At 39.8% G+C, this 24,582-nt stretch carries 19 protein-coding genes; 15 read left to right on the top strand and 4 right to left on the bottom strand.

Features of this window, described 5'->3' with window-relative positions:
• Nucleotides 1–6: 6 nt before the first annotated feature.
• A complete protein-coding gene (locus SG0102_RS14180; RefSeq protein WP_125120541.1) occupies nt 7–1,008 on the bottom strand; it encodes a LacI family DNA-binding transcriptional regulator in 1,002 nt (333 codons plus the stop codon).
• Nucleotides 1,009–1,228: 220 nt separating this feature from the next.
• Here SG0102_RS14180 and SG0102_RS14175 point away from each other — a divergent pair, with 220 nt between their 5' ends.
• The 10 genes from SG0102_RS14175 (at nt 1,229) to SG0102_RS14130 (ending at nt 16,212) form a co-directional block, all read left to right on the top strand.
• Entirely contained in the window at nt 1,229–3,331 is a 2,103-nt protein-coding gene (locus SG0102_RS14175; protein WP_125120540.1) for a PTS transporter subunit IIBC, read from the top strand.
• 3 nt (nt 3,332–3,334) lie between these two features.
• Nucleotides 3,335–4,135 (top strand): endonuclease/exonuclease/phosphatase family protein, encoded by an 801-nt coding sequence (locus tag SG0102_RS14170; RefSeq protein ID WP_125120539.1) that lies wholly within the window; start codon nt 3,335–3,337, stop codon nt 4,133–4,135.
• Nucleotides 4,132–5,616: a 4-alpha-glucanotransferase gene (malQ, locus tag SG0102_RS14165; RefSeq protein ID WP_125120538.1), complete on the top strand. Its 1,485-nt coding sequence runs from the start codon at nt 4,132–4,134 to the stop codon at nt 5,614–5,616. The genes SG0102_RS14170 and malQ overlap by 4 nt, the downstream gene beginning before the upstream one ends.
• Nucleotides 5,617–5,627: 11 nt before the next feature.
• Nucleotides 5,628–7,895, top strand: coding sequence for a glycogen/starch/alpha-glucan phosphorylase (locus SG0102_RS14160; RefSeq protein ID WP_125120537.1), 2,268 nt, complete (start codon nt 5,628–5,630; stop codon nt 7,893–7,895).
• Nucleotides 7,896–7,974: 79 nt separating this feature from the next.
• On the top strand, nt 7,975–8,694 hold the full coding sequence (locus SG0102_RS14155) for a gamma-glutamyl-gamma-aminobutyrate hydrolase family protein (RefSeq protein ID WP_125120536.1): 720 nt from the start codon (nt 7,975–7,977) through the stop codon (nt 8,692–8,694).
• Nucleotides 8,695–8,855: 161 nt separating this feature from the next.
• Nucleotides 8,856–11,102, top strand: coding sequence for a glycogen/starch synthase (locus SG0102_RS14150; RefSeq protein ID WP_125120535.1), 2,247 nt, complete (start codon nt 8,856–8,858; stop codon nt 11,100–11,102).
• A gap of 99 nt (nt 11,103–11,201) precedes the next feature.
• Nucleotides 11,202–12,419, top strand: coding sequence for a GGDEF domain-containing protein (locus tag SG0102_RS14145; protein WP_125120534.1), 1,218 nt, complete (start codon nt 11,202–11,204; stop codon nt 12,417–12,419).
• 55 nt (nt 12,420–12,474) lie between these two features.
• Complete coding sequence (locus SG0102_RS14140) at nt 12,475–14,376, top strand: IS3 family transposase (RefSeq protein WP_157983073.1); 1,902 nt, start codon at nt 12,475–12,477, stop codon at nt 14,374–14,376.
• 46 nt (nt 14,377–14,422) lie between these two features.
• Nucleotides 14,423–14,848: a hypothetical protein gene (locus SG0102_RS14135; RefSeq protein WP_125118147.1), complete on the top strand. Its 426-nt coding sequence runs from the start codon at nt 14,423–14,425 to the stop codon at nt 14,846–14,848.
• Complete coding sequence (locus SG0102_RS14130; protein ID WP_125118146.1) at nt 14,824–16,212, top strand: IS3 family transposase; 1,389 nt, start codon at nt 14,824–14,826, stop codon at nt 16,210–16,212. Before SG0102_RS14135 ends, SG0102_RS14130 begins: the two co-directional genes overlap by 25 nt.
• A 232-nt stretch (nt 16,213–16,444) precedes the next feature.
• Here the strand turns inward: SG0102_RS14130 and SG0102_RS14125 are convergent, their stop codons facing one another.
• Both SG0102_RS14125 and SG0102_RS14120 read right to left on the bottom strand, forming a co-directional pair.
• A complete protein-coding gene (locus SG0102_RS14125; RefSeq protein WP_125120532.1) occupies nt 16,445–17,398 on the bottom strand; it encodes an L-lactate dehydrogenase in 954 nt (317 codons plus the stop codon).
• 46 nt (nt 17,399–17,444) lie between these two features.
• A complete protein-coding gene (locus SG0102_RS14120; RefSeq protein WP_125120531.1) occupies nt 17,445–18,323 on the bottom strand; it encodes a hypothetical protein in 879 nt (292 codons plus the stop codon).
• A gap of 203 nt (nt 18,324–18,526) precedes the next feature.
• On the opposite strand from SG0102_RS14120, the gene SG0102_RS14115 reads away from it, so the two are divergent.
• The 4 genes from SG0102_RS14115 (at nt 18,527) to SG0102_RS14100 (ending at nt 22,369) form a co-directional block, all read left to right on the top strand.
• Complete coding sequence (locus SG0102_RS14115) at nt 18,527–19,948, top strand: C69 family dipeptidase (RefSeq protein WP_125120530.1); 1,422 nt, start codon at nt 18,527–18,529, stop codon at nt 19,946–19,948.
• 222 nt (nt 19,949–20,170) lie between these two features.
• Nucleotides 20,171–20,530, top strand: a complete 360-nt coding sequence (locus SG0102_RS14110; protein ID WP_125120529.1) for a winged helix-turn-helix transcriptional regulator — start codon at nt 20,171–20,173, stop codon at nt 20,528–20,530.
• Nucleotides 20,517–21,140 carry an alpha/beta hydrolase-fold protein gene (locus SG0102_RS14105; protein ID WP_125120528.1) on the top strand — a complete coding sequence of 208 codons (624 nt, stop codon included), beginning with the start codon at nt 20,517–20,519 and terminating at the stop codon, nt 21,138–21,140. The genes SG0102_RS14110 and SG0102_RS14105 overlap by 14 nt, the downstream gene beginning before the upstream one ends.
• 8 nt (nt 21,141–21,148) lie before the next feature.
• Nucleotides 21,149–22,369: a MalY/PatB family protein gene (locus SG0102_RS14100; RefSeq protein WP_125120527.1), complete on the top strand. Its 1,221-nt coding sequence runs from the start codon at nt 21,149–21,151 to the stop codon at nt 22,367–22,369.
• Here the strand turns inward: SG0102_RS14100 and SG0102_RS14095 are convergent.
• Complete coding sequence (locus tag SG0102_RS14095; RefSeq protein WP_125120526.1) at nt 22,350–22,577, bottom strand: LysR family transcriptional regulator substrate-binding protein; 228 nt, start codon at nt 22,575–22,577, stop codon at nt 22,350–22,352. The genes SG0102_RS14100 and SG0102_RS14095 overlap by 20 nt on opposite strands.
• A 73-nt stretch (nt 22,578–22,650) precedes the next feature.
• On the opposite strand from SG0102_RS14095, the gene SG0102_RS14090 reads away from it, so the two are divergent.
• On the top strand, nt 22,651–24,552 hold the full coding sequence (locus tag SG0102_RS14090; RefSeq protein ID WP_157982993.1) for an IS3 family transposase: 1,902 nt from the start codon (nt 22,651–22,653) through the stop codon (nt 24,550–24,552).
• Nucleotides 24,553–24,582: the final 30 nt, after the last annotated feature.

Genomic DNA, 24,582 nt, shown 5'->3' with positions numbered 1-24,582 from the left:
AATTCGCTAAGCTTTTTTAATGCGTCGACAGCTTTTGCGTTTCACTAAAGTGAAAGGCACAATTGTGCGCGTGGTAAACATGGTAGGTGTTTCAATATGTTTGATCAGCTGGGAGACAGCTTCCATGCCTAACTGATTGGCATTGATATCGAAAGATGTCAGTTCGGGATGCATCAGCCGGGCAAAGATGGAATTATTAAAAGAAATCAGTGAAATGTCCTCAGGACATTTCAGCCCCGCTTCTTCAATCAGGCGGACCATAATGACCGCATAAATATCATCACAGACGACAAAAGCCGTCGGATGATCCTCACGCTTTAATAATTCCAGAATGGCTGTTGGATTATAAGAGTAGCTCGATGAAATATTTAAGATATAATCCATGCGAATAGGAAAGCGCTTCTCGGTAATACACTGTAAGTAACCAATTTGGCGATCTAACGAGAACTGGCCTTTTCGCTCGGTGCCGATATAGCCGATTTTCGTATGACCTAACTCTGTTAGATATTTCACCGCTTCATAGCCGGCCTGGACGTTATCAGTATCAACCGATAATGTCGTGGTCGATTTATCCATCGGTTTGCCCACTATAATAAAGGGAATTTCCTTTTCTGTTAAATGGGCGATGACGCGCTCATCGATATTAGAATAGAGAAAGATATAGCCATCCGCCTGGGCGGTGATAATGCCTTCAGTCATTTCACTATAATCAGCACCAGTAATGATTTCTAAGCGGTAATGGGATTTATTGCAGATATAAGAGATGCCGCGGATAATCTCTAAATAGATGGGGTTTTCATAGGCATCGACAACGCTGCGCTGAAAGACGACACCGATTGTTCTTACCACTTTATTCATCTTATCGCTGTGGTAGCCGAGTTCTTTCATTACCTGGCGGACGCGCGCTTTGGTTTCCTCGGAAATGGAATAATGATTATTGATTGTGCGTGAAACCGTCGAGGGGGAAACCCCGGCTGCTTTCGCAACATCTTTAATAGTGACAGCCATAATAACCTCCTTTTTGTTGGTATTATCATTATAAATTAGGTTTTTTGCTTACGCAATATTATTTGCGCAAAAGTTGCGCTACAAGTTGCGCAATCGTTGCGCAAATGATGTGAAAAAGTACTCTTTTCACGTTGTAAATGCTTCCAGGAAAATTATAATAGGACTTGTAAGTAAAAGGAGTTGCAACCCAATACAAATACTTATGGAGGATAAAAAGGAAATGAAAAACGGAGAAATGATTAAAGCTCCTATCAAAGGGAAAGTCATTGCCATTGAAGAAGTTCCTGATCCCGTCTTCGCACAGAAGATGATGGGTGATGGATGTGCAATCGTACCTGAAGATGGAAAGATTTACGCACCATTCGACGCGACTATTGAAATGATCGCACCTACTAAGCACGCTGTTGGATTGAAATCAAAAGATGGTTTGGAAGTATTAATTCATTATGGTCTGGAAACTGTAGAATTAAAAGGGGAAGGCTTTACATTCCATGTCAAAGAAGGCCAGGAAGTGAAAGCTGGGGATCTCCTCTATGAAGCAGACTTTGATGTCTTCACTGAAAAGAAAATCAATTTAATTACACCTGTAGTGATTACTTCACAGCTTGAAGGCAAACAGGTAAAAGTGAAAAAAGGTAAACATGAAGTGGGCGAACCAATGATGGAAATCGTCCCAGAAAAGAAAAAGAAGTTCAACTTTAACTTCGATATCTTACAGAAGTTAGGGAAATGTTTAATGACCGTAATCGCTGTTATGCCAGCGGCTGGGTTAATGATTTCCCTTGGTAAGTTAGTCCAGATGATGGGCGCTGATATGTCTGTCGTGATGACAATCGGTACGACAATGGAAAATATCGGCTGGGCCATTATCAACAACTTACATATCTTATTCGCCGTTGCCATCGGCGGCAGCTGGGCTAAAGAACGTGCCGGCGGGGCATTCGCGGCGGTTATTGCCTTTATCTTAATCAACCAGATTACTGGTTCCGTATTCGGTGTCACAGCAGATATGGTCGCTAAAGGCACTGGTTACACGCATACTTTATTTGGTACACGTATTCCAATTAATGGTTACTTCACGACTGTTTTAGGCGCATCTGCCTTAAACATGGGTGTCTTTGTCGGGATCATCGCTGGTTTCGTCGGCGGGGTTGTGTACAACAAATACTATAACTTCAGAAAATTACCTGATGCCTTAGCATTCTTCAACGGGAAACGTTTCGTTCCATTAATGGTTATTGCTTACTCAGTTGTGATCGCGTTAGTGATGTCAATTGTATGGCCAGTTGTTCAGTCTGGTATCAATGCCTTCGGGGTATGGATCGCTAACTCAAGTTCAACTTCACCATTATTAGCACCATTTATTTATGGTACTCTCGAACGTTTATTATTACCATTTGGTTTACATCATATGATCACAATCCCAATGAACTACACTTCATTTGGTGGTACTTACACGATCTTAACAGGTGCTCAGGCTGGTCACAAAGTATTCGGACAGGATCCACTTTGGTTAGCATGGGTTACTGACTTAGTCAACTTAAAAGATGCTGGCAAGATGGCTCAGTATCATCACTTATTAACAACTGTTACACCTGCTCGTTTCAAAGTTGGTCAGATGATCGGTGCAACAGGTATGTTAGGCGGTATCTCTTTAGCAATGTATCGTAACGTTGACGCTGATAAGAGAGAAAAATACAAATCAATGTTCTTATCAACTTATTTAGCAACATTCTTAACTGGGGTTACAGAACCAATCGAATTCATGTTCATGTTCTGTGCTTTACCACTTTATATCGTATACGCTGTTTTACAGGGTTGTGCTTTCGCTTTATCAGGAATTATTCACTTAAGAGTACACTCATTTGGTAATATCGAATTCTTAACCCGTTTACCAATGTCTCTGAATGCTGGTCTGGGCGGCGATGTTATTAACTTCGTCTTAGCTTGTATCGCTTTCGCATTCATTGGTTACTTCGTCGCAAACTTCATGATTAAGAAATTCCATTTCGCTACACCTGGTCGTTTAGGCAACTATGAAGGTGTCGCTGATGATGATGAAGAAGGCGGAGGCCATGAAGGCTCTGCTCAGGTTGAAGCGATCATCTCTTTACTTGGCGGTCGTGACAATATCGTTGATGTTGATGCATGTATGACAAGACTGAGAGTCACTGTCAAAGATGTCAATAAAGTTGCTGAATATGACGGATGGAAGAAAGAAGGTGCCCTTGGTCTCGTCAAGAAAGATAATGGTGTTCAGGCGATTTATGGTCCTAAAGCCGATGTCCTGAAATCAGATATCAATGACGCACTCCATGGATAATTTATGAAGCTGCTGACCCTCAATACGCATTCTTTAAGTGAAAAGAATGAATCAGAAAAATTACAGACGATTGCCAATTTCATCCTTAAGAATGATATTGATGTCATCGCACTTCAGGAAGTCAATCAGACAATGGACAAGAAAGCCGTCGCCGCGCCGACTACTTATGTCGGCAGCGACACTTTAAAAGAGGACAATTTTGCCCTCTTCTTGTCACATTTACTAGGAAATACTTACCAGTGGAACTGGATCGGTGTCAAAGTCGGTTACGATCGCTTTGATGAAGGCGTGGCCATTTTTACTAAACATCGTATTTTGGAAAGTGAAAATACCCGCTTAACCCATACCGATGACTATTCTTACTGGAAAAAGCGTAATGCTTTAGGTGTGCATATCGATAATGGCAAACAGGACTTCTGGGTTTACACCGCGCATTTAGGCTGGTGGAACGATGATGAAGAACCCTTTATCGATCAGTGGCAGGTTTTAAATAAGCAGGCGCAAAAATCATCCCTGGTTTATTTAGCAGGGGATTTCAATGCACCTGATGAATTAAAGGATCAAAGCTATGACAAAGTGCGTGCTGATGGCTGGTATGATACCCGCGATTTAAGTGCTTTTGTCAGGGGACGCTATAGTGCCGAAGGAAAGATTGACGGCTGGGAGAAAAGTATGCAGATGCGCATCGATTATATCTTTATCAATCGCGCTGAAAAAGTGAAAACACATAAAGTTGTTTTTGATGGACATGAAGAGGATGTCGTGTCCGATCACTATGGAATTTATATGGAGGACGAACAATGAGAACAAGTGGAATTTTGCTGCCAATTACATCACTGCCAAGTCATTATGGCATCGGCTGCTTTGATCAAGAAGCGTACCGCTTTGTCGACAAATTAGCGGCTGCTAAACAGACTTACTGGCAGATTCTGCCATTGGGCATTACTGGTTATGGAGATTCTCCTTATCAGTCATTCTCAACTTTCGCTGGTAACCCTTATTTCATTTCTTTAGATGCCTTAGTCGAGAAAGGCTGGTTAGCACCAGAAGATCTGCCAGCGGCTGATGTACATGCTGATTATGTTGATTATGAATACATCTACAATCATCGTTATAAACTGTTAGAAAAAGCTTATCAGGCTTCGCATATTGCTGATGATGAAGCGTTCTTAGCTTACTGCAAAGATAATGCCTGGTGGTTAGATGACTATGCATTATTTATGGCGATCAAAGCGCAGTATGATGATGAAAGCTGGTTATACTGGCCAAATGAATTACGTTTAAGAAACAGCGATGCCTTAAACACTAAACGTGAAGAATTAGCGGATACGATTTGTTATCACAAATTCCTTCAGTACATGTTCTGGAGTCAGTGGTATGCCTTAAAAGATTACGCTAATAAACAGGGCGTTAAGATCATCGGTGACATTCCTATTTATGTTGCTTTCGATTCTTCTGACGTTTGGGGGAATCCGGCATTATTCCAGCTTGATGAAGACGTGAAACCAACGGCTGTCGCGGGGGTACCGCCTGATGGCTTTAGTGCGACCGGTCAGTTATGGGGGAATCCATTATATCGCTGGGATGAACATAAAGCGACTCATTATCAATGGTGGATTGCCCGCATTGCTTACTGCCAGAAAGCCTATGACGTCATTCGTATCGATCATTTCCGCGGCTTCGATGAATACTTCTCGATTCCATTTGGTGATGAAACAGCCGTTAATGGTCATTGGGAAAAAGGGCCTGGCTATGACTTATTCAAAGCCATTGAAGAAGCTTTAGGCAAACTCGATGTCATCGCCGAAGACTTAGGTTATTTAACCGATACTGTCAAACAGTTAGTCGCTGACTGCGGTTATCCAGGAATGAAATTATTACAGTTCGCCTTTGACTCTCGTGATTCATCAGGAGCCAATGCTTACTTACCACACAACTATACTGAAAACAGTGTCGTCTATACCGGCACGCATGATAATGAAACGATGATGGGCTGGTTTGAATCAATTAAACCAGAAGAAAAACAAGCCCTCAAAGATTATTTACATACCGATGAAGATGATGATGCCACATTATTAGATATGTGTATCGAACTGATCTTCTCTTCGGTTTCAAAAATGTGCATTGTCCCAATGCAGGATTATCTGAAATTAGATAACTCCGCCCGCATGAATCAGCCTAATACTTTAGGTAATAACTGGATGTGGCGCATGGGGAAAGATGATTTCAGTGACGAACTGATTAATCATATTCGTGCTTTAACGGAAAAATATCATCGTATTTAAGGAGACTTTACATGTCAATTGAAAAGCAATTAGAAAAATACGCTTCTTCCCTTTATGGAAAGACGTTAAAAGAATTAACAGACGCTCAGGTTTATACTGTCTTACTGTCATTAGTGAAAGAATTAGCTGATGAAAAACCAGAAATCACAGGGAAAAAGAAAGTTTACTATTTCTCTGCTGAATTCTTAATTGGTAAATTAATGAGTAATAACTTAATCAACTTAGGTATTCGTAAAGAAGTGAAAGATGTCTTAGATAAAAACGGATTCTCTTTAGCGGAAATTGAAGAAATCGAAAACGAACCTTCTTTAGGAAATGGTGGTTTAGGCCGTCTGGCAGCCTGCTTCTTAGATTCAATTGCCACTTTAAATTTACCAGGTGATGGGGTTGGCTTAAACTATCACTTAGGTTTATTCAAACAGGAATTCAAAGACAACAAGCAGTTTGAAACACCAAACCCATGGATTGATGAACATTCATGGTTAAATAAGACGAATAAGTCTTATGTTGTAGACTACAAAGACTTCAGCTTAAAATCTGAATTATATGATATTGATGTTTTAGGATACCATGGCAATAAAAATAAATTGCACTTATTTGACATTGCGACAGTTGATCCAACAATCGTTCATGATGGGATCGCTTTTGATAAAGAAAATATCTTAAAGAATTTAACATTATTCTTATATCCTGATGACTCTGATGAAGACGGCAAGAAATTACGTTTATACCAGCAGTACTTCATGGTATCCAATGGGGCTCAGATGATCTTAGAAGACATCAAAGCACGCAAGATTCCGCTTGATCATTTAGATGAATATGTCACGATTCAGATCAATGATACCCATCCATCATTAGTCATCCCAGAACTCATTCGCTTATTAATGGCTGAAGGCATGTTACAGAAAGAGGCAATCGCTGTTGTCTCAAGAACATGTGCTTACACGAACCATACCATCTTAGCGGAAGCCTTGGAAAAATGGCCAATGCATTACTTAGAAGAAATCGTGCCACATTTAATTCCAATTATTGAAGCCTTAGACGCTGTGGCATTCGAACGCAGCGAAAATCCTAAGACAGCCATCATCGATGACAATAACTTAGTCCATATGGCTTCTATGGATATCCACTTTGGTTATTCAATCAATGGGGTGGCTGCCATCCATACGGATATCTTAAAACATACGGAATTAAAAGACTTCTATGATTTATATCCAAAGAAGTTTAACAACAAAACCAATGGTATTACCTTCAGAAGATGGTTATTATCATGCAACGAAGAATTAACAGCATTCATCGATTCTTTAATTGGTGAAGGCTATAAAGAAAACGCTGATGAATTAGAAAAACTGTTAGACTTCGTGAATGATGAAAAAGTTTTAAATTCATTATTAGCGATCAAGAAACAGAAGAAAGAAGACTTAGTTTCTTATATCCAGAGCAAGGAAGGCATTACTCTGGATGAAAATGCAATCTTTGATGTACAGATCAAACGTCTGCATGAATACAAACGTCAGCAGATGAATGTTTTATACATCATCCATCAGTATTTAGAAATCAAGAAGGGCAACTATCCAGCACATCCGATTACTTGTATCTTTGGGGCGAAAGCTGCGCCTGCATACATCTTAGCGAAGGATATTATCCATACTATTCTCTGCTTATCACAGCTCATTAACAATGATCCGGAAGTTTCAAAATACTTACGTGTCGTTATGGTGGAAAACTACAATGTCACTTACGCTGAAAAACTGATTCCGGCATCAGATTTCTCTGAACAGATCTCTTTAGCTTCTAAAGAAGCTTCTGGAACTGGTAATATGAAGATGATGCTCAATGGCGCTGTTACGATCGGTACTGACGATGGAGCCAACGTTGAAATTCATGAATTAGTCGGCAATGATAACATCTATATCTTTGGCGCTGATTCTGATACGGTCATCGCCCATTATGAAAAAGGTGATTATCATCCAAGAGACATCTTAGAAAATGATCCCGCTGTAAAAGAATTAGTGGAATTCATTATTAGTGAAGACATGTTAAAGATTGGCGATCGCGAAGCGCTCTATCGTTTACACAATGACTTATGGGATAAAGACTGGTTTATGGCATTATTAGATGTCAAAGACTATATCGCTACAAAAGAAAAAGCAATTGCAGATTTCAGTGATCGTCAGGCATGGGCGAAAAAGATGCTTGTCAATATTGCGAAAGCTGGCTACTTCTCAAGTGACCGTACAATTAAGCAGTACAATGATGACATCTGGAAACTGAAATAATCTCAAGGTGGAGTTTTTCTCCGCCTTTTTGCTTGCAATCATAAACGTGAGGTGTACGATATTATCCGAGGCGATTTTAATGAACAAACCAAGAATTGGCATAGCGGCCAATTTATTAACCAATACAGAAAATATGTTTCCGGGAATTCTGCGGAGTTATGTTAATCAGGATTATATAACAGCGATTGAAAAAGCAGGTGGTATTCCTATTTTACTTCCGGTAATGCAAAACTTAGAGGATGTTTCCTCACAATTAATAGGCTTAGACCGGTTGATTTTATCTGGCGGAGAAGATATCGATCCTGCTCTTTATGGGGAAGATATCCATCCTTCCTGTGGCCCTTTGATGCCATCTGTCGATCGTTATGATCTTGCGCTTATTCATGCGGCGGATCAATTAGGTCTGCCGGTAATGGGCATCTGTAAAGGCATGCAAGCAATGAATGTGGCTTTTGGCGGCACCCTTTATCAAAGTATTGCAGATGAGTGGCCTGGGGCCATTCAACATACTCCTGCTATGCCGCGCTATGAACCTAGCCATAAGATTGAAATTGAAGACTCCTTTTTAAAAATCATTTTAGGGGTAGAGACACGCGTTAATTCTTTTCATCATCAGGCGATCAAAGACTTAGGAAAAGATCTCAAAGTAACTGCCTATGCCCCTGATGGGATCATTGAAGGGATTGAAAAAACGGTGGGTACATTTATGTTTGGGGTGCAGTTTCATCCCGAGATGATGGCGGCCTTTGACAATCCTCAAATGATTCATATATTTAAAGCGTTCTTCAATAAGATCTGATATTAGCTATCAGTAATATGAAAAAGATATGATATAATGTAGTAAAATCACAAAATAGAAAATCATAAATTGAATAAATTCAAAAAATACAATCAATGTGAAAGTTCGTGTTTTAAATAATAAAGTTTGTGATATAATCTACTCGATGGAGGTGTATGAAAATGCCAAGAAAGAAAACAACTAAGGCAAGTACAAGAAAGAGTACTACAAATAAAACAACAACTGCAAAAGCAAAAGAAACTGCTGCGTTAAAAGTAGAATCTGAAAAAGCAGTCACAAAAACTGCGACTACATCGAAAGTTGAAACTCCTAAAAAGGAAGTTAAAGATACAAAAACAACAACAAAAACAACAAAGACTGAAGTGAAAGCTGAAAAACCAGCTGCTAAGGCAACTGTGAAGAAAGCGGAAGCGAAGGAAGAAAAACCAGCTGCGAAGACAACTGTGAAAAAAGCAGAAGTGAAAGCTGAAAAACCAGCTGCGAAAACAACTGCGAAAAAGGCAGAAGTGAAAGAAGAAAAACCTGCTGCGAAGACAACTGCGAAAAAGGCAGAAGTGAAAGAAGAAAAATCAGCTGCGAAAACAACTGCGAAAAAGGCAGAAGTGAAGGAAGAAAAACCAGCTGCGAAGACAACTGCGAAAAAGGCAGAAGTGAAGGAAGAAAAACCAGCTGCGAAAACAAATGCGAAAAAGGCCGAAGTGAAGGAAGAAAAACCAGCTGCGAAAACAACTGCGAAAAAAGCCGAAGCGAAAGAAGAAAAACCAGCCGCTAAGGCCACTAAGAAAACGAAAAAGACAACTGCCAAGAAAGCAGCACCAAAAGCTGCCAAAGCAGAAGTGAAAGAAGAACCAAAAGAAACGGTGAAGGTTGAAGCACCAAAAGCGGAAGCTGAAGCACCTAAGGTTGAAGTGAAGGAAGAACCAAAACCAGCACCACAGCCTGAATTACCACAGCCAAGAAGAAGTGTGGCATTCATTGGTTCAGAATGTTACCCATTTGTGAAAACTGGTGGTTTAGGAGATGTTATGTACGCTTTACCAAAAGCGCTTGCTAAACAGAACTGTGATGTGAAGGTTATCTTACCTCGTTATGCCTGCATTCCACAGGAATATCAGGAAAAGATGGTATTCAAGGGAGCCTTCGATATGGACTTATGTTCTGATGGCCGTTCTTATTATGTCGGGATTATGGAATACGTCTGGGATGGCGTTGTTTATGATTTCATTGATAATATGGAATTCTTCTCTAATGGGAATCCATATACAAATTTAGTTGATGATATTCCTAAGTTCTGTTACTTCGGTAAAGCTGCGTTAGCCGCATTAAACTTCATGGATTGGGAACCTGATGTGATCCATTGCCATGACTGGCAGGCTAGCTTAGTACCGCTTTACTTACGTACAATGTTTAACAATACCCCAATTGCGAATGCGAAAGTCATTATGACAATCCATAACTTACGTTTCCAGGGTGTTTACAACATTGAAACACTGAAATACTGGACAAACTTACCAGATTATGTCTTCAATAAAGACTGCATGACAGAAAACTGGTTAGATGCCAATATGTTAAAAGGTGGATTAACTTACTGTAACGCGATTACAACTGTTTCAAACACTTATGCGGGAGAAATCCAGACACCTGAATATGGTGAAGGCTTAGATGCCCACTTAAGATATCATTCAGGTAAATTAAGAGGAATCGTGAACGGAATCGATTATGATATCTTCAATCCAGCAACTGATCCAATGATTTCAGTGCATTATGATTTATCAAATGTCTTAGAAAACAAACCTAAAAACAAACGTGCGCTGCAGGAAGAATTAGGTTTACAGGTTGATGAAAATAAATTTGTCATCGGGTTAATTTCTCGTTTAACAGATCAGAAGGGCTTAGACTTAGTAAATCAGATCTTACCACAGATTGTTGATGACTTTACTGAAGTTGTCATCTTAGGAACTGGTCAGCCAGAATACGAAGATAGCTTCAGATATTATGAAAATGCTTATAAAGGTCGTGTCTGTGCCAACATCATGTATGATGAAACAAGATCTCATCATATCTATGCCGGCTGTGATGCTTTATTAGTGCCTTCAAGATTTGAACCATGTGGATTAACACAGTTAATCGGTATGCACTATGGTGATATCCCAATTGTTCGTGAAACTGGCGGTTTAAAGGATACGGTAGAACCATATAATGAATATGCCAATACGGGTAACGGCTTTACTTTCGACCGTTATGATGCAGGCTTATTATTAGATGCTATCAACCGTGCTAAAACTTTCTATTTCACAAACAGATGGTGCTTCGATGAAATGGTTCAGAGAAACATGGATAAAGATGTGTCTTGGGAAAATTCTGCAAAACAGTATCGTGACCTCTATGTTGCTTTAACAACTGACTAATCATAAAAACTCCCTTTAAAAAGGGAGCTTTTTTATGGTATAACATTGCATAAAGAGTAATTTTGAGTACAATAAAAGTATGAAAAAGGGAGTAAAGTTATGCAAAGTTACTTTATACAGTATACGATCACGTATTGTGCGACGACTGTTTTGTGCGCATTCTTGATGATCTATATGGCGGTCAAGATGGATCGCGATGTCGGAAATTTCATCGAAATTCGGATTTTTCGTAACATGATTGCGATGGAGCTAATGGTCATTTTTGTCGAGACGATTTGGCGTTTGCTTTTCTTAACAGGATTTCAGTTTGATCAGTATGCTTACTGGTTTCTGAATTATTTAGATATGATAGGCTCGATCGGTGCTCTTTATTATCTGATGCGCTTTGTCGAAGTGAGGCTGAATCCTGCTTTTAAGCATGATAATTATAAACAGAAGCGCTGGAGTCAGGCGCTTGTTATTCCGTGGTTAGTGGGCATTGCCGTTAATATTTTCTCTTATTGGACGCATTGGACTTACTATATCACGCTGGATAGTCTTTATCATCGCGGTCCTTATTATTTTATTCAGGTGCTTTGCTGCTACTTTTATCCAATTATTACCATTGGGATGATTTCCTATTGGGCGATCCATGATCGTGTACGCCGCAAGAAAAGTATGCAGCTGCTGATCTTTTTGCTTTTCCCATTTCTTGGTGGTCTGTTTCAAGTATTTATCAGCATTGCCCCTTTCTCAGTGATGTCAACGATGCTTGGCCTCTTTTATCTCTTTTCATCGATTCAATCTGACCGCATTAATACGGATGCCTTAACCGGACTCAATAATCGTAATCGCTCTCGCGATTACTTAGAAAGTCGTCTGAAAAATGCGGATAATCGGCCGTTTTATCTGGCTATTTGTGATGTTAATGAATTTAAAAAGATCAATGATACTTATGGACATGTGAATGGTGATCATGCCTTAATTGCCATTGCGAATACTTTTAAAGAGTTTGGCAGTACGCATCATGGTTTCTTCGCTTCGCGTTATGGCGGTGATGAATTTTTAATGGCGGTTGATGCCCAAAATGTTACACCGACATCACTAAGAAATACATTTAATGAAGCTTTAGCTGAGCAAATTATTAAAGAAGATCTCGGATTTGATTTAACGGTTTGTTTTGGCTTTGCCTACTGCAATACGGCTCAGGCGCCGCTGATGGATTTAATCAGCAAAGCGGCTCAGGCGCCGCTGATGGATTTAATCAGCAAAGCGGATCAGGCACTTTATGAAGATAAAAAAAGAAAAAAGGATCATAAGAATAAAATGGTACCATAGAAAGGAACATTACATTGACAGTAATGTCACCTAACCTATGGTGCCATTTTTTGTAATGAAGGTAATAATTGTTATGTCTAAAGGAACTGTAATATCTGATGAAGCCATTAAAATACTTTCAGCCAATAAATTCGTCAAACTGGTGAGATCAAATCGTATTTCATTTACCTATGAATTCAGGATCATGATGTGGGAGAGATGGATTAAATATAAAAGCATTTCATCAATTAGAGAGGTCATGAAGGAAAATGGCATTGACTACTCTCTCTTTAACGCACAAATTATTAGTCGTATTCAAAGAAATTTTAAACGCGATGGGAAACCTACTAACGGACGTATGGGTAACTCTGCCAAACGTAATAAAACAGATAAAAACTATGATCAGTTCCTCGTCTCGACCGGAAAATTCATTCGCGCACGTCGTGGCATTTCATTTTCAAAAGACTATACTGAAAAGCTCTATAGCTTATATCCTGATCAGGCAATCGAGGATGTCCTTAAATCAGATGGCTTTGATCCAGAACGAATTGGCTATCAGCGTATTCATGCGCTAAAAAGAGTATTTGACGGGGATATTGAGCCGCATGAAAAGCAAACGTTTGATCAGAATATAATCGAAGAATATACAGACCACCCAATGGTTGAAAGGATAACTGCACATAGAATCAAACTGACGGATGTATTCTACAGCGAGGCATCAATTTTCTCTGATATGCACATTAATGATATTCTCAAAATCTTTGATATTGATTCTGCAATTCTTACTATCTCCACGAAACAGCGCATAAAAAAGCAAATTACTCAATCTGATCATACATGTTCCATTCATTTAGAGGCAGGCTCATCTGATCGACTCAAAGCCATTGCCCTAAATCTTTATGAGGCACTATACAATAAAATGGCTTGTTTTCTGAAGTCTATATCCCAATGCATATGGGATCTTAGCGCCAGCCTAAGAAGAGAAGCCTTCATAATGCTTGACTCGTTAGCGGACAGTCACATTATGCCTTTAAGCCAAATCATTAGTGAAGCAGGCCTGTCAAGATCCACCTTCTACTCTATTTTAAGAAACGATGCCTACGGCAGATATGAAGAGCTAAGGAATCAGAATGAAGAAGAAGAGGTCAGGGCCATTATTGATACAATGAATTACAATGGCTATCCCAAAGGCAAGAGAACTATCCACATGATGATGCCTGAGATTACAGGCAAAAGCTTTTCAATTAAGAAAATAGCACGTCTGATGAGAAAGCATGGACTTAATTCAGGAGTTCGAGCTCCCCGTCAGTCCCTTAAGGCTGCTCGTGAGCATCTTGAAAAATACAAGTGCCCTAATCTTCTTAAACGAAAATTCAGACTGGCCATGCCTTTTACGCACATTCTCACTGATGTTTCCTATCTGTTTTTTGGAGCAAATGGCAGAGGCTATCTTTCAGCAGTCAAAGATGCGGTAACAGGGCGCATATTAGCTGCCGTGGTGAGCGAAAACAATGATTCGGCAATGACTATGGAGACGCTGAAGCAGCTTGAACGCTACACCTTTCGCGATAATGCCATCTTCCATAGCGACCAGGGGGCACTGTATCTCAATGAAGCATTTCAGAAAAAGGTAAAGGAGCTGGGATTCAGAGAATCAATGTCCAGAAGAGGCATCTGTGAAGACAACAGTTCACAGGAAAGCTTTTTTGGCCATTTCAAGGATGAATGTGACTATACCAGCTGCAGTTCCATTGAGGAGCTGAGGGAAATGGTGCTTTCCTATGTGGAATACTACAACAACGAGAGACCACAGTGGACAAGAAATAAAATGACACCCGTGAAATACGAATCGTATCTTGAAGCCATGCCGCCTGAGCAGTTTGATTTATACATGTCCAAGGAAACTGATAAGTATGAAAAAACGAAGGCTCTTGCAACAAAAAGAGCTAAAGCGCGTGCCAACCTGATACTGTCATGATATACTACAGACACCAATAAATACATATCAGGCGGAGGAAAGCATTATGGCAAAAAGAAATAAGCAGATTAACCTGGAAAAAGCTTTAGAAGAGGCTTCTAAAAACCAATACACTGAGAAGGTAACAGATGGCAGAATCTATTACACAAGGGAATTCTATGCCCGCATGAAACAGCTGATGGATGGCGGCATGTCACCAATTAAGGCATACAAGACACTCGGATACGATGTAAACACGTTAGGAGAAGATCGCGCCTACGCAGCTGCCGGTCGCGCTGCCAGCGGACAGGCACGCAAGCCCAAGAAGGTCAGCGGCATGGTTCCGCGTGATCAGGTTGGCAATCTTTCCGATCAGGAAATGGTTGACTATCTTAATTCACGCATTGACTATCTGGAAACAGTTGTTGGAGTCGTAAAAAAAAAGGGCTCAAAACTGCTGGTGAAGGTATCATCATCGAAGAACGAGAAATAGCGGTAGATAAATGTCTTCTCGCAGATACGTATATAAGAGATCATCCTGATGTCAAAATCAGTGAGGCCTGCAAGATATTTGAAATCACTTCAAGAAAATACAGGTGCTGGAAGAAAAAACGTGAAAATCCATCTGCCAGCCAGATTCAAAAGGCTACCGAAGATGAGATGATAAAGGATAAGATGATTGATATCGTCAAAACCTTTGGCTTCGTGCCTGGGCGAAGAACATTCTGTGCTCTTTTTACTCGCATGCATTTTAATATCAATGGTCAGCCGGTTGGTGAAAAAAAAGTAACGCGTCTGATGCAGGAATTGAATTTGTTCCCCAACCTACGCCATAAGGATGCCTACAAGGGACAGGCAACATACAACCATCCTTATTATAACGTTAACGATTACGTAAAAAGATACTTCAGACAAGACCCGCGCAAGGTTATTCTCACTGATATCACTTATATTTCCTATAACGGCAATAAAAACATCTCTTATCTATGCGTATTTAAGGACGCATTTACCAATGAAATTCTTGGATGGCATATTTCTAAAAGAATGGACGTTACCCTCGTTGAAAGAGCTTATTGCATGATGATGGATCTTCATGAAAAGGAAATTGAGAAGGCATGCAAATACATGAAGGAAAATGGAAAAAAGCCTTATGTCTATATTCATTCAGACAACGGCTCTCAATACCTTTCCACCGAATTCAGAGAAATTCTAGAAGATGACGGCTTCATTCAGTCAGTATCCAGACGCGGAAACAGCCTCGATAATGCGCCAATGGAAAGTTTTTTTGGAAGAATGAAATCTATTCTAAATGAATTAGTTGAAAAATGTCCTAACTTTGATACGGTTGAAACCATGATCAAAAACTTTATGGAACAGTATAATACAGTAATACCTCAGTATGATCTGGCAGGACAAACTCCTGAAGAATACTATCGCTATATTACTGAAGGCATTTATCAGACTGATGTTTATTTCGGCGTCTCAGCCAAAGAACTCATCACCCAGGAAGAACTGGAATCCAGACGCGAACAAGCGCGTGCTGAAAGAGCTCGACGCAGAAGCAAGCAAAACGAGTCTGGTGAATCATCTTATGAGTATAAGAGCGAACAGCATCCTTTCAAAGTGGTACAGAAGGATCAGAAGGTTATTCTAGCTCGAATCAATAAGCTACAGAGACTGATTGACGAAAATACGAAAGAAGTAGAAAAACTGGATACGCTATTGGCTGATACGAATACAGCACTCAAGTTCCTAACCAAGGCATCCGATTCAGTGATCAAGTCACTGTACTATCCTAGAAACTGGCAGAATTATCCAGAGCTATCGTATGTGAACAGAACAGGAGCAATCTATTAATAATACATCAAGTCATCCACTTCTTGTTTAAAAAATCACGTAGAGTGGTTCTTTTTGTCGTACAATAAAACTCCTGATATGGATGAATAGAAGCGAAAAAATGAGGGCAAGATTCAATTGAATCTTGCCCTCATCCTTTGTGAGCTGAAAACAAGTCGTCACTGTCAATAAATAGTCCTTGACAATGGTACCAGTTTAGAAATAATTCTCTTATGATCTTTTTTGTATACATTTAATCTTTTAAGGCATCATAGTAGCTGGCAACAACTTTGCTGGAAGCGACTAAGGCATCATGTTCCTCTTTGTTTAATTTGATTTCCACAATTTCTTTAGCTCCAGTTTCGTTAATAATGGTTGGCACAGATAAGAAGACATCATGTAAACCATATTCTCCTTCTAAAAGAATCGATACGGGTAAAATGCGGTTTTCATTAAAGAGAATTGATTTTACGATAGCGGTGACCGAAGCGGCGATGCCATAAGTCGTCGAACCTTTACGATGGAAGATTTCCCAGCCGGCTTTAATGGTCTTTTCTCTTAAGGCATCAAAGGTTTCATGCTGCGCACGCTCGGCATTATCGCTCATGACATCACTTAAAGACTTACCGCCGATTGTTGCGGAATGCCAAGAGACGATTTCACTATCACCATGTTCACCCATGACAAAGGCTGAAACACTTTTTGAGTCTAAATCAAATAAGCGTGAGATTTCTACAGCTAAACGAGCCGTATCGAGGGTTGTGCCGGAACCGATGACCTGATTTTTTGGTAAGCCAGATAATTTCCAGGCATAATATGTCATGACATCGACAGGGTTTGAAATGACGATCATAATCCCATTAAAACCACTGCCCATAACGGATTTGACAATGGATTTCATGACTTTCTTTGATCCTGCTAACATATCCAAACGGTTATTGGCATGAGGATCCATTGGTACAGATGCGGTAATAATGACGATATCCGCATCTTTACACGTATCATAATCAGCCGCATACACTTTAATATTACGGTTCATAAAGTAGATGGAGTGCTGCATATCCAGCGCTTCTCCGACGGCTTTTTCTTTATTGATATCAATGAGGGCAATTTCTTCACATAAGCCCTGATTGATGATTGTATAAGCGGTTGTGGAACCAACATTACCACAGCCAATAATGACAACTTTTGATTTTTTAAATTGCATTGTATTTGACCTCCACGCCTTTTATTGTAGTCGCTTAACAACTGACTTACAAGGATGTTAGCTTCTTTTGCGAGCGTTTTTTCATATATTCAATCCGACCATTTTCTATGTATGTTTGAATATTCCCATGGGGATTTTCTAATAAGTCGATATCAAAGTCTTCATCGATGATAAATAAAGGTTCATTGATACGATATTTTGAGAGTAAGCGGAAATGTTCCAGGGATGGGGAATGGTACCATAAGAAATAAATACCCATAGTGCGATACTCATCTAGTAAATCTTTGGTAAAAGAGGGGACATCGATGCCATAAAGCATGCGCCTTTCTTTTAGAAATGCCATTTTCTCAATATTAGGCTTTGTGAGGGTGTAAATAATATTACGGGTACGTAAAGTAGATTTTATCATTTGTTCATTGACGAGCTGGCCATCAGTAAAGAGGAGAAAAACCGATTGAGGATGGTTATGAGTCAACGTGATGAAATCCTCCTGATGAGCAAGCGGAAGATCTTCAATGAGATAAATATAAATGGCCAATGCTTCGCCTTGACGCACCAAATCATCCATTGTCTCAAGATCACTATAAAGTAAACTCATGACCCAGGGCACCGGGTAATGGTATTGGCGTTTCAGTAAGTTGCGTTTTTGGGAACCGTTAATTCCAGCATTGACTGTGAGATTAGCCATCAGATGTTTAGCGAGTTCAGGATCGACATCTTTGATGATGTGATCAATATAGTAATGATAAGGATCATCTTCCTTTTCAATCGCCTGACGCGCTAACTTACGATGCTCAGGAAAGGTTCCTTGACTCATATAATCAATAAAATCCATGATCAAAGGAAGATTTTTATGAGGATTACGATAAATATAATCAAGAATTTTTTCAAAGCCATATTTCTCAAATTCTCTTTTTAAGTCCATTTTTCATCCTCCTTTTATTTTGATGTCATATTAATATTATCATAGAAACATGTCTGATATGTGAAATATTTAATATTAATCGAAAATTCATCTTTAAAACTTGGCAGAATCGAAAGAATAGGGGAAAGTAAAATAGGAAGGTTTCCAAATTGAAGAAAGTGATAAACAATGGTAAAATACTCCTCAGAAAGAAGGTAATAATTATGGCTTGTACAACAATATTAGTAGGCAAAGATGCCTCATATGATGGTTCGACCATCATTGCCCGTAATGATGATGCCTCAGCCGGTAAATTTGCGGCGAAAAAACTGGCGATCGTTTTGCCAGAAGATCAGCCAAGAGACTATACATCAGTTATTTCTAAATGTCAGGTAAGCTTACCGGACAATCCAATGGCTTATTCGGCGATGCCAAATGCCCTAGATGGCGAAGGCATTTGGGCAGCCTGCGGCGTCAACGAAGAAAACGTGGCGATGACAGCTACCGAAACAATCACCTCAAACGCTTTAGTTTTAGGCGCGGATCCATTAGTGAAAAACGGTTTAGGTGAAGAAGACTTAGTCGTCGTTACGCTGCCTTATATTCATTCAGCTCGTGAAGGCGTAGAGCGGTTAGGCGCTTTATTAGAAGAATATGGCACTTATGAAATGAACGGAATTGCCTTTAGCGATACTAAAGAAATCTGGTGGTTAGAGACGATCGGCGGTCATCATTGGATTGCGAAAAGAGTGAAAGATGATGAATATGTCGTCATGCCAAACCAGCAGGGGATTAAAGATTTCGATTTAAATGATGCTTACAGTGCTAAACGTGATCATATGTGTTCTACTGATTTAATGACATTCATCGAAAAGAATCACCTTGATTTAGCGATGGATGGTCAGTTCAATGCCCGTTTAGCGTTTGGTTCTCATAGTGATTCAGATCATGTTTACAATACGCCAAGAGCCTGGATGATTTTAAAATATTTCAATCCGCGCACCTATACCTGGACTGGTGATGATGCGCAGTTCAAACCAGAAGATGATGATTTGCCATGGTCATTAGTGCCAGAAAGAAAGATCACGATCGAAGATGTGAAACATGCCTTATCATTCCACTATCAGGGCACGCCATATGATGTTTATGGTCATACCGGTGATCCATCAAATCGTGGAAAATATCGTCCAATCGGAATTAACCGTACCGATTTCTTAGGTGTGATCCAGTTAAGAGGATACGCGGAAAAGCGTAAGCAGGCGATTGAATGGTTTACTTATGGCTGTAATGTCTTTAATACTTTAGTACCATTCTTTACCGGTGGAAAAGCGGTTCCGGAATATTATGGTCATACCACTAAACGTGTATCAACGGATAACTTCTATTGGGTTAACCGGATTATTGGTGCTTTAGCGGATGCGCATTTCCAGACCACAGCTATCCATATTGAACGTTATCAAAATAGTGTAGCCTCTAAAGCGCATCACTTGATCAACACGTTTGATAATGATCTTAATGGCAATGTAGATGAAATCAATCAGCAGTTAGCGGATATGTTAAAAGAGGAAACAGATCAGTGTTTAGATCATGTTTTATATGAAGCGTCTAATGGAATGAAGAATGCGTTCTCTCGTTCTGACGCGTAAAAAGGTGCAGCCCGGGCGCTGCACCTTTTCCTGTGCTTCATGAGTTGTTACGTTACTTATTGAGATTCTTGAATTTTGATCATGAAGTCATAAAAGTTCAAAAAGAATACTTACGTTAATTCTTGTACTTCTATTTATAATCATATACAATAAATGTGAAATAACAAGTAGGATTTTTTCCTTATCTTAGTATCAAACACTTGAGTATTGGAGGCGGAAGTAATGAAAAAAGAAGAAGCAAGAGCCAAAGGTCTCTTTGGCAAGTGTCCATATGTGACAGCGCAGCAGTTATTAAAGGGAAAATGGGCAATTCTCATTATGCATGAGTTATCTTTGGGCACGAAACGCTTTAAAGAGCTGCAGCGGAATATTGATATTACCCAGGCAACCTTAACAACGCAGCTGCGTTACATGGAAGAAGAAGGCTTAGTCCATCGTGAAGTCTACCCCGAAGTACCGCCACGCGTAGAATATTCCTTAACACCCATTGGTGAAGAATTTTTACCCGTCCTAAAATCGATTGAAAACTGGGGAAATAAATATATCGATTTTATTAAGCAGGGGTCTTATGGTCACGCATAAGATTTATGGGGATCAGCCTCATGTACCAGTTGTTTTTGTCAACTGTGATCATCATGAAGGAGACGACTTATGGGCTTTATTACCCCATGATCAGCTCATTTTAGTCTGCCTAGAAGGCTTTGACTGGCAGCGTGATTTATCACCTTGGCCTGCTTCTGTTTTTAAACAAAATGATTTTGGCGGTCAGGCCGATGCTTATTTAGCGCAGCTAGAAACCCTGATTCCAACGATTTTACAGGAGCTTGATGCGCCTGGAGAATGTATCTTAGCGGGTTATTCTTTAGCGGGATTATTTGCTCTTTATGCGATGTATCAGACGACGCTGTTTACCCGCATTGTCTCCGCTTCAGGATCTGTCTGGTTCCCTGATTTTGTCGATTATGCCCAAAGTCATCAAGTCAGTCCGGGCATTACCCATATTTATTTATCATTAGGAGATAAAGAGGCGAAGAGTCGTCATCCGTTAATGAAAACAGTGCAGGAGTGCAGTGAAACACTGTATCAGCTTTATCAAAAAGAGCATCAGTGTATCTTTGAAATGAATCCAGGCAATCATTTTAAAGACAGTGAAAAACGTTTAGCTCAGGGTATTATCTGGGCAATGAAGTGAGGTAGAATATGAAATTTGATTTTGAAACTATTATGGATCGTCGCGGTCATGACGCCATTGCTATTGATGCGATCGGTAAAGGCGGAGGCATGGCGCCAGAAGCCCCAAAAGAAGGTTTTGACCCAATTCCGATGTGGGTCGCAGATATGAACTTCCCAACTGTGCCAACAGTGCAGGAAGAAATTATCGAGCGTACTAAGCATCCTGCTTTTGGCTACTTTAGTCCAACCAAAGAATATTATGAATCGATTATTTGCTGGCAGGAAAGACATAACGGCGTCAAAGGGTTAAAGCCTGTTCATATTGGTTATGAAAATGGTGTTTTAGGCGGCGTGGTTTCGGCTTTAAATGTCTTATGTTCTAAAGGGGATCATGTTTTACTCCATTCACCTACATATATTGGCTTTACCCATACCTTAGAAAATAATGGCTATGATATCGTCTCTTCACCTTTATATTTAGATGAAGATAATATCTGGCGCATGAACTATGCGGACATGGAAGAGAAGATTGTGAAAAATCATATTCATTGCGCCATCTTCTGCTCTCCTTTTAATCCTTGCGGTCGAGTATGGGAAAGAGAAGAATTAGAAAAAGCGATGGCGATCTTTGAAAAGCATCAGGTATGGGTGATCTCTGATGAAATCTGGTCAGATCTCACCTTAGACGGCTATCATCATATTCCTCTGCAGTCGGTTTCAAATTATGCCAGAGAACATACAGCGGCTTTCTATGCCCCATCTAAAACCTTTAACTTAGCAGGTTTAGTAGGCTCCTACCATATCATTTATAATGATTGGTTAAGAGAAAGAGTGCTCAAGGAATCCAGCTTATGTCATTATAATGAAATGAATGTCTTATCGATGCATGGACTTATTGGTGCTTATAAAGAAGAAGGTTATCAGTGGCTGGAAGAATTACGTCATGTTTTGACCAAAAATGTGATGTATGCTTACAATCATATTAAAGATAATTATCCAGGTATTGAAGTCGGTGTGCCACAAGGGACCTATATGTTATTTATGCATTGTGAAGACTATTTAAAAGCACATAACATGACGATTCAGGAATTAGAAAAAGCCGGCTGGGATGTTGGTGTCGGCTGGCAGGATGGGGTTATGTTCAAAGATCCTTATGGGATTCGTCTCAATTTAGCATCCCCTTATTCAAGAATTGTCGAAGCGTTTGAACGCTTAGATCGTTATGTTTTTAATCAAGCAAAGCAATAAATGCCTGCATTTCCGGGGAAACCCACTTCTCCTTGTGATAGAGGAGCTGTCGGGTAATCGGAATCGTATAATCAAGCGGCAACTTCGCTAAGGTGCCATCTTTGATATAGGGTTGAATTAAATAATAGGGTAAAAAGGTTATGTTTTGTGTATTTTGAATCATTGAGAGGATCAGATCAGTATTTTCTGATTCAATGATTGGATGCACTTTAAAATGGTACCATAGAAAGGAACATTACATTGACAGTAATGTCACCTAACCTATGGTGCCATTTTTTGTAATGAAGGTAATAATTGTTATGTCTAAAGGAACTGTAATATCTGATGAAGCCATTAAAATACTTTCAGCCAATAAATTCGTCAAACTGGTGAGATCAAATCGTATTTCATTTACCTATGAATTCAGGATCATGATGTGGGAGAGATGGATTAAATATAAAAGCATTTCATCAATTAGAGAGGTCATGAAGGAAAATGGCATTGACTACTCTCTCTTTAACGCACAAATTATTAGTCGTATTCAAAGAAATTTTAAACGCGATGGGAAACCTACTAACGGACGTATGGGTAACTCTGCCAAACGTAATAAAACAGATAAAAACTATGATCAGTTCCTCGTCTCGACCGGAAAATTCATTCGCGCACGTCGTGGCATTTCATTTTCAAAAGACTATACTGAAAAGCTCTATAGCTTATATCCTGATCAGGCAATCGAGGATGTCCTTAAATCAGATGGCTTTGATCCAGAACGAATTGGCTATCAGCGTATTCATGCGCTAAAAAGAGTATTTGACGGGGATATTGAGCCGCATGAAAAGCAAACGTTTGATCAGAATATAATCGAAGAATATACAGACCACCCAATGGTTGAAAGGATAACTGCACATAGAATCAAACTGACGGATGTATTCTACAGCGAGGCATCAATTTTCTCTGATATGCACATTAATGATATTCTCAAAATCTTTGATATTGATTCTGCAATTCTTACTATCTCCACGAAACAGCGCATAAAAAAGCAAATTACTCAATCTGATCATACATGTTCCATTCATTTAGAGGCAGGCTCATCTGATCGACTCAAAGCCATTGCCCTAAATCTTTATGAGGCACTATACAATAAAATGGCTTGTTTTCTGAAGTCTATATCCCAATGCATATGGGATCTTAGCGCCAGCCTAAGAAGAGAAGCCTTCATAATGCTTGACTCGTTAGCGGACAGTCACATTATGCCTTTAAGCCAAATCATTAGTGAAGCAGGCCTGTCAAGATCCACCTTCTACTCTATTTTAAGAAACGATGCCTACGGCAGATATGAAGAGCTAAGGAATCAGAATGAAGAAGAAGAGGTCAGGGCCATTATTGATACAATGAATTACAAAGGCTATCCCAAAGGCAAGAGAACTATCCACATGATGATGCCTGAGATTACAGGCAAAAGCTTTTCAATTAAGAAAATAGCACGTCTGATGAGAAAGCATGGACTTAATTCAGGAGTTCGAGCTCCCCGTCAGTCCCTTAAGGCTGCTCGTGAGCATCTTGAAAAATACAAGTGCCCTAATCTTCTTAAACGAAAATTCAGACTGGCCATGCCTTTTACGCACATTCTCACTGATGTTTCCTATCTGTTTTTTGGAGCAAATGGCAGAGGCTATCTTTCAGCAGTCAAAGATGCGGTAACAGGGCGCATATTAGCTGCCGTGGTGAGCGAAAACAATGATTCGGCAATGACTATGGAGACGCTGAAGCAGCTTGAACGCTACACCTTTCGCGATAATGCCATCTTCCATAGCGACCAGGGGGCACTGTATCTCAATGAAGCATTTCAGAAAAAGGTAAAGGAGCTGGGATTCAGAGAATCAATGTCCAGAAGAGGCATCTGTGAAGACAACAGTTCACAGGAAAGCTTTTTTGGCCATTTCAAGGATGAATGTGACTATACCAGCTGCAGTTCCATTGAGGAGCTGAGGGAAATGGTGCTTTCCTATGTGGAATACTACAACAACGAGAGACCACAGTGGACAAGAAATAAAATGACACCCGTGAAATACGAATCGTATCTTGAAGCCATGCCGCCTGAGCAGTTTGATTTATACATGTCCAAGGAAACTGATAAGTATGAAAAAACGAAGGCTCTTGCAACAAAAAGAGCTAAAGCGCGTGCCAACCTGATACTGTCATGATATACTACAGACACCAATAAATACATATCA

Source organism: Intestinibaculum porci (genome assembly GCF_003925875.1).
Taxonomy (GTDB): domain Bacteria; phylum Bacillota_I; class Bacilli_A; order Erysipelotrichales; family Coprobacillaceae; genus Intestinibaculum; species Intestinibaculum porci.
Note: the sequence above shows the minus strand (reverse complement) of the source record. Positions and strands in the feature narration are given on the sequence as shown.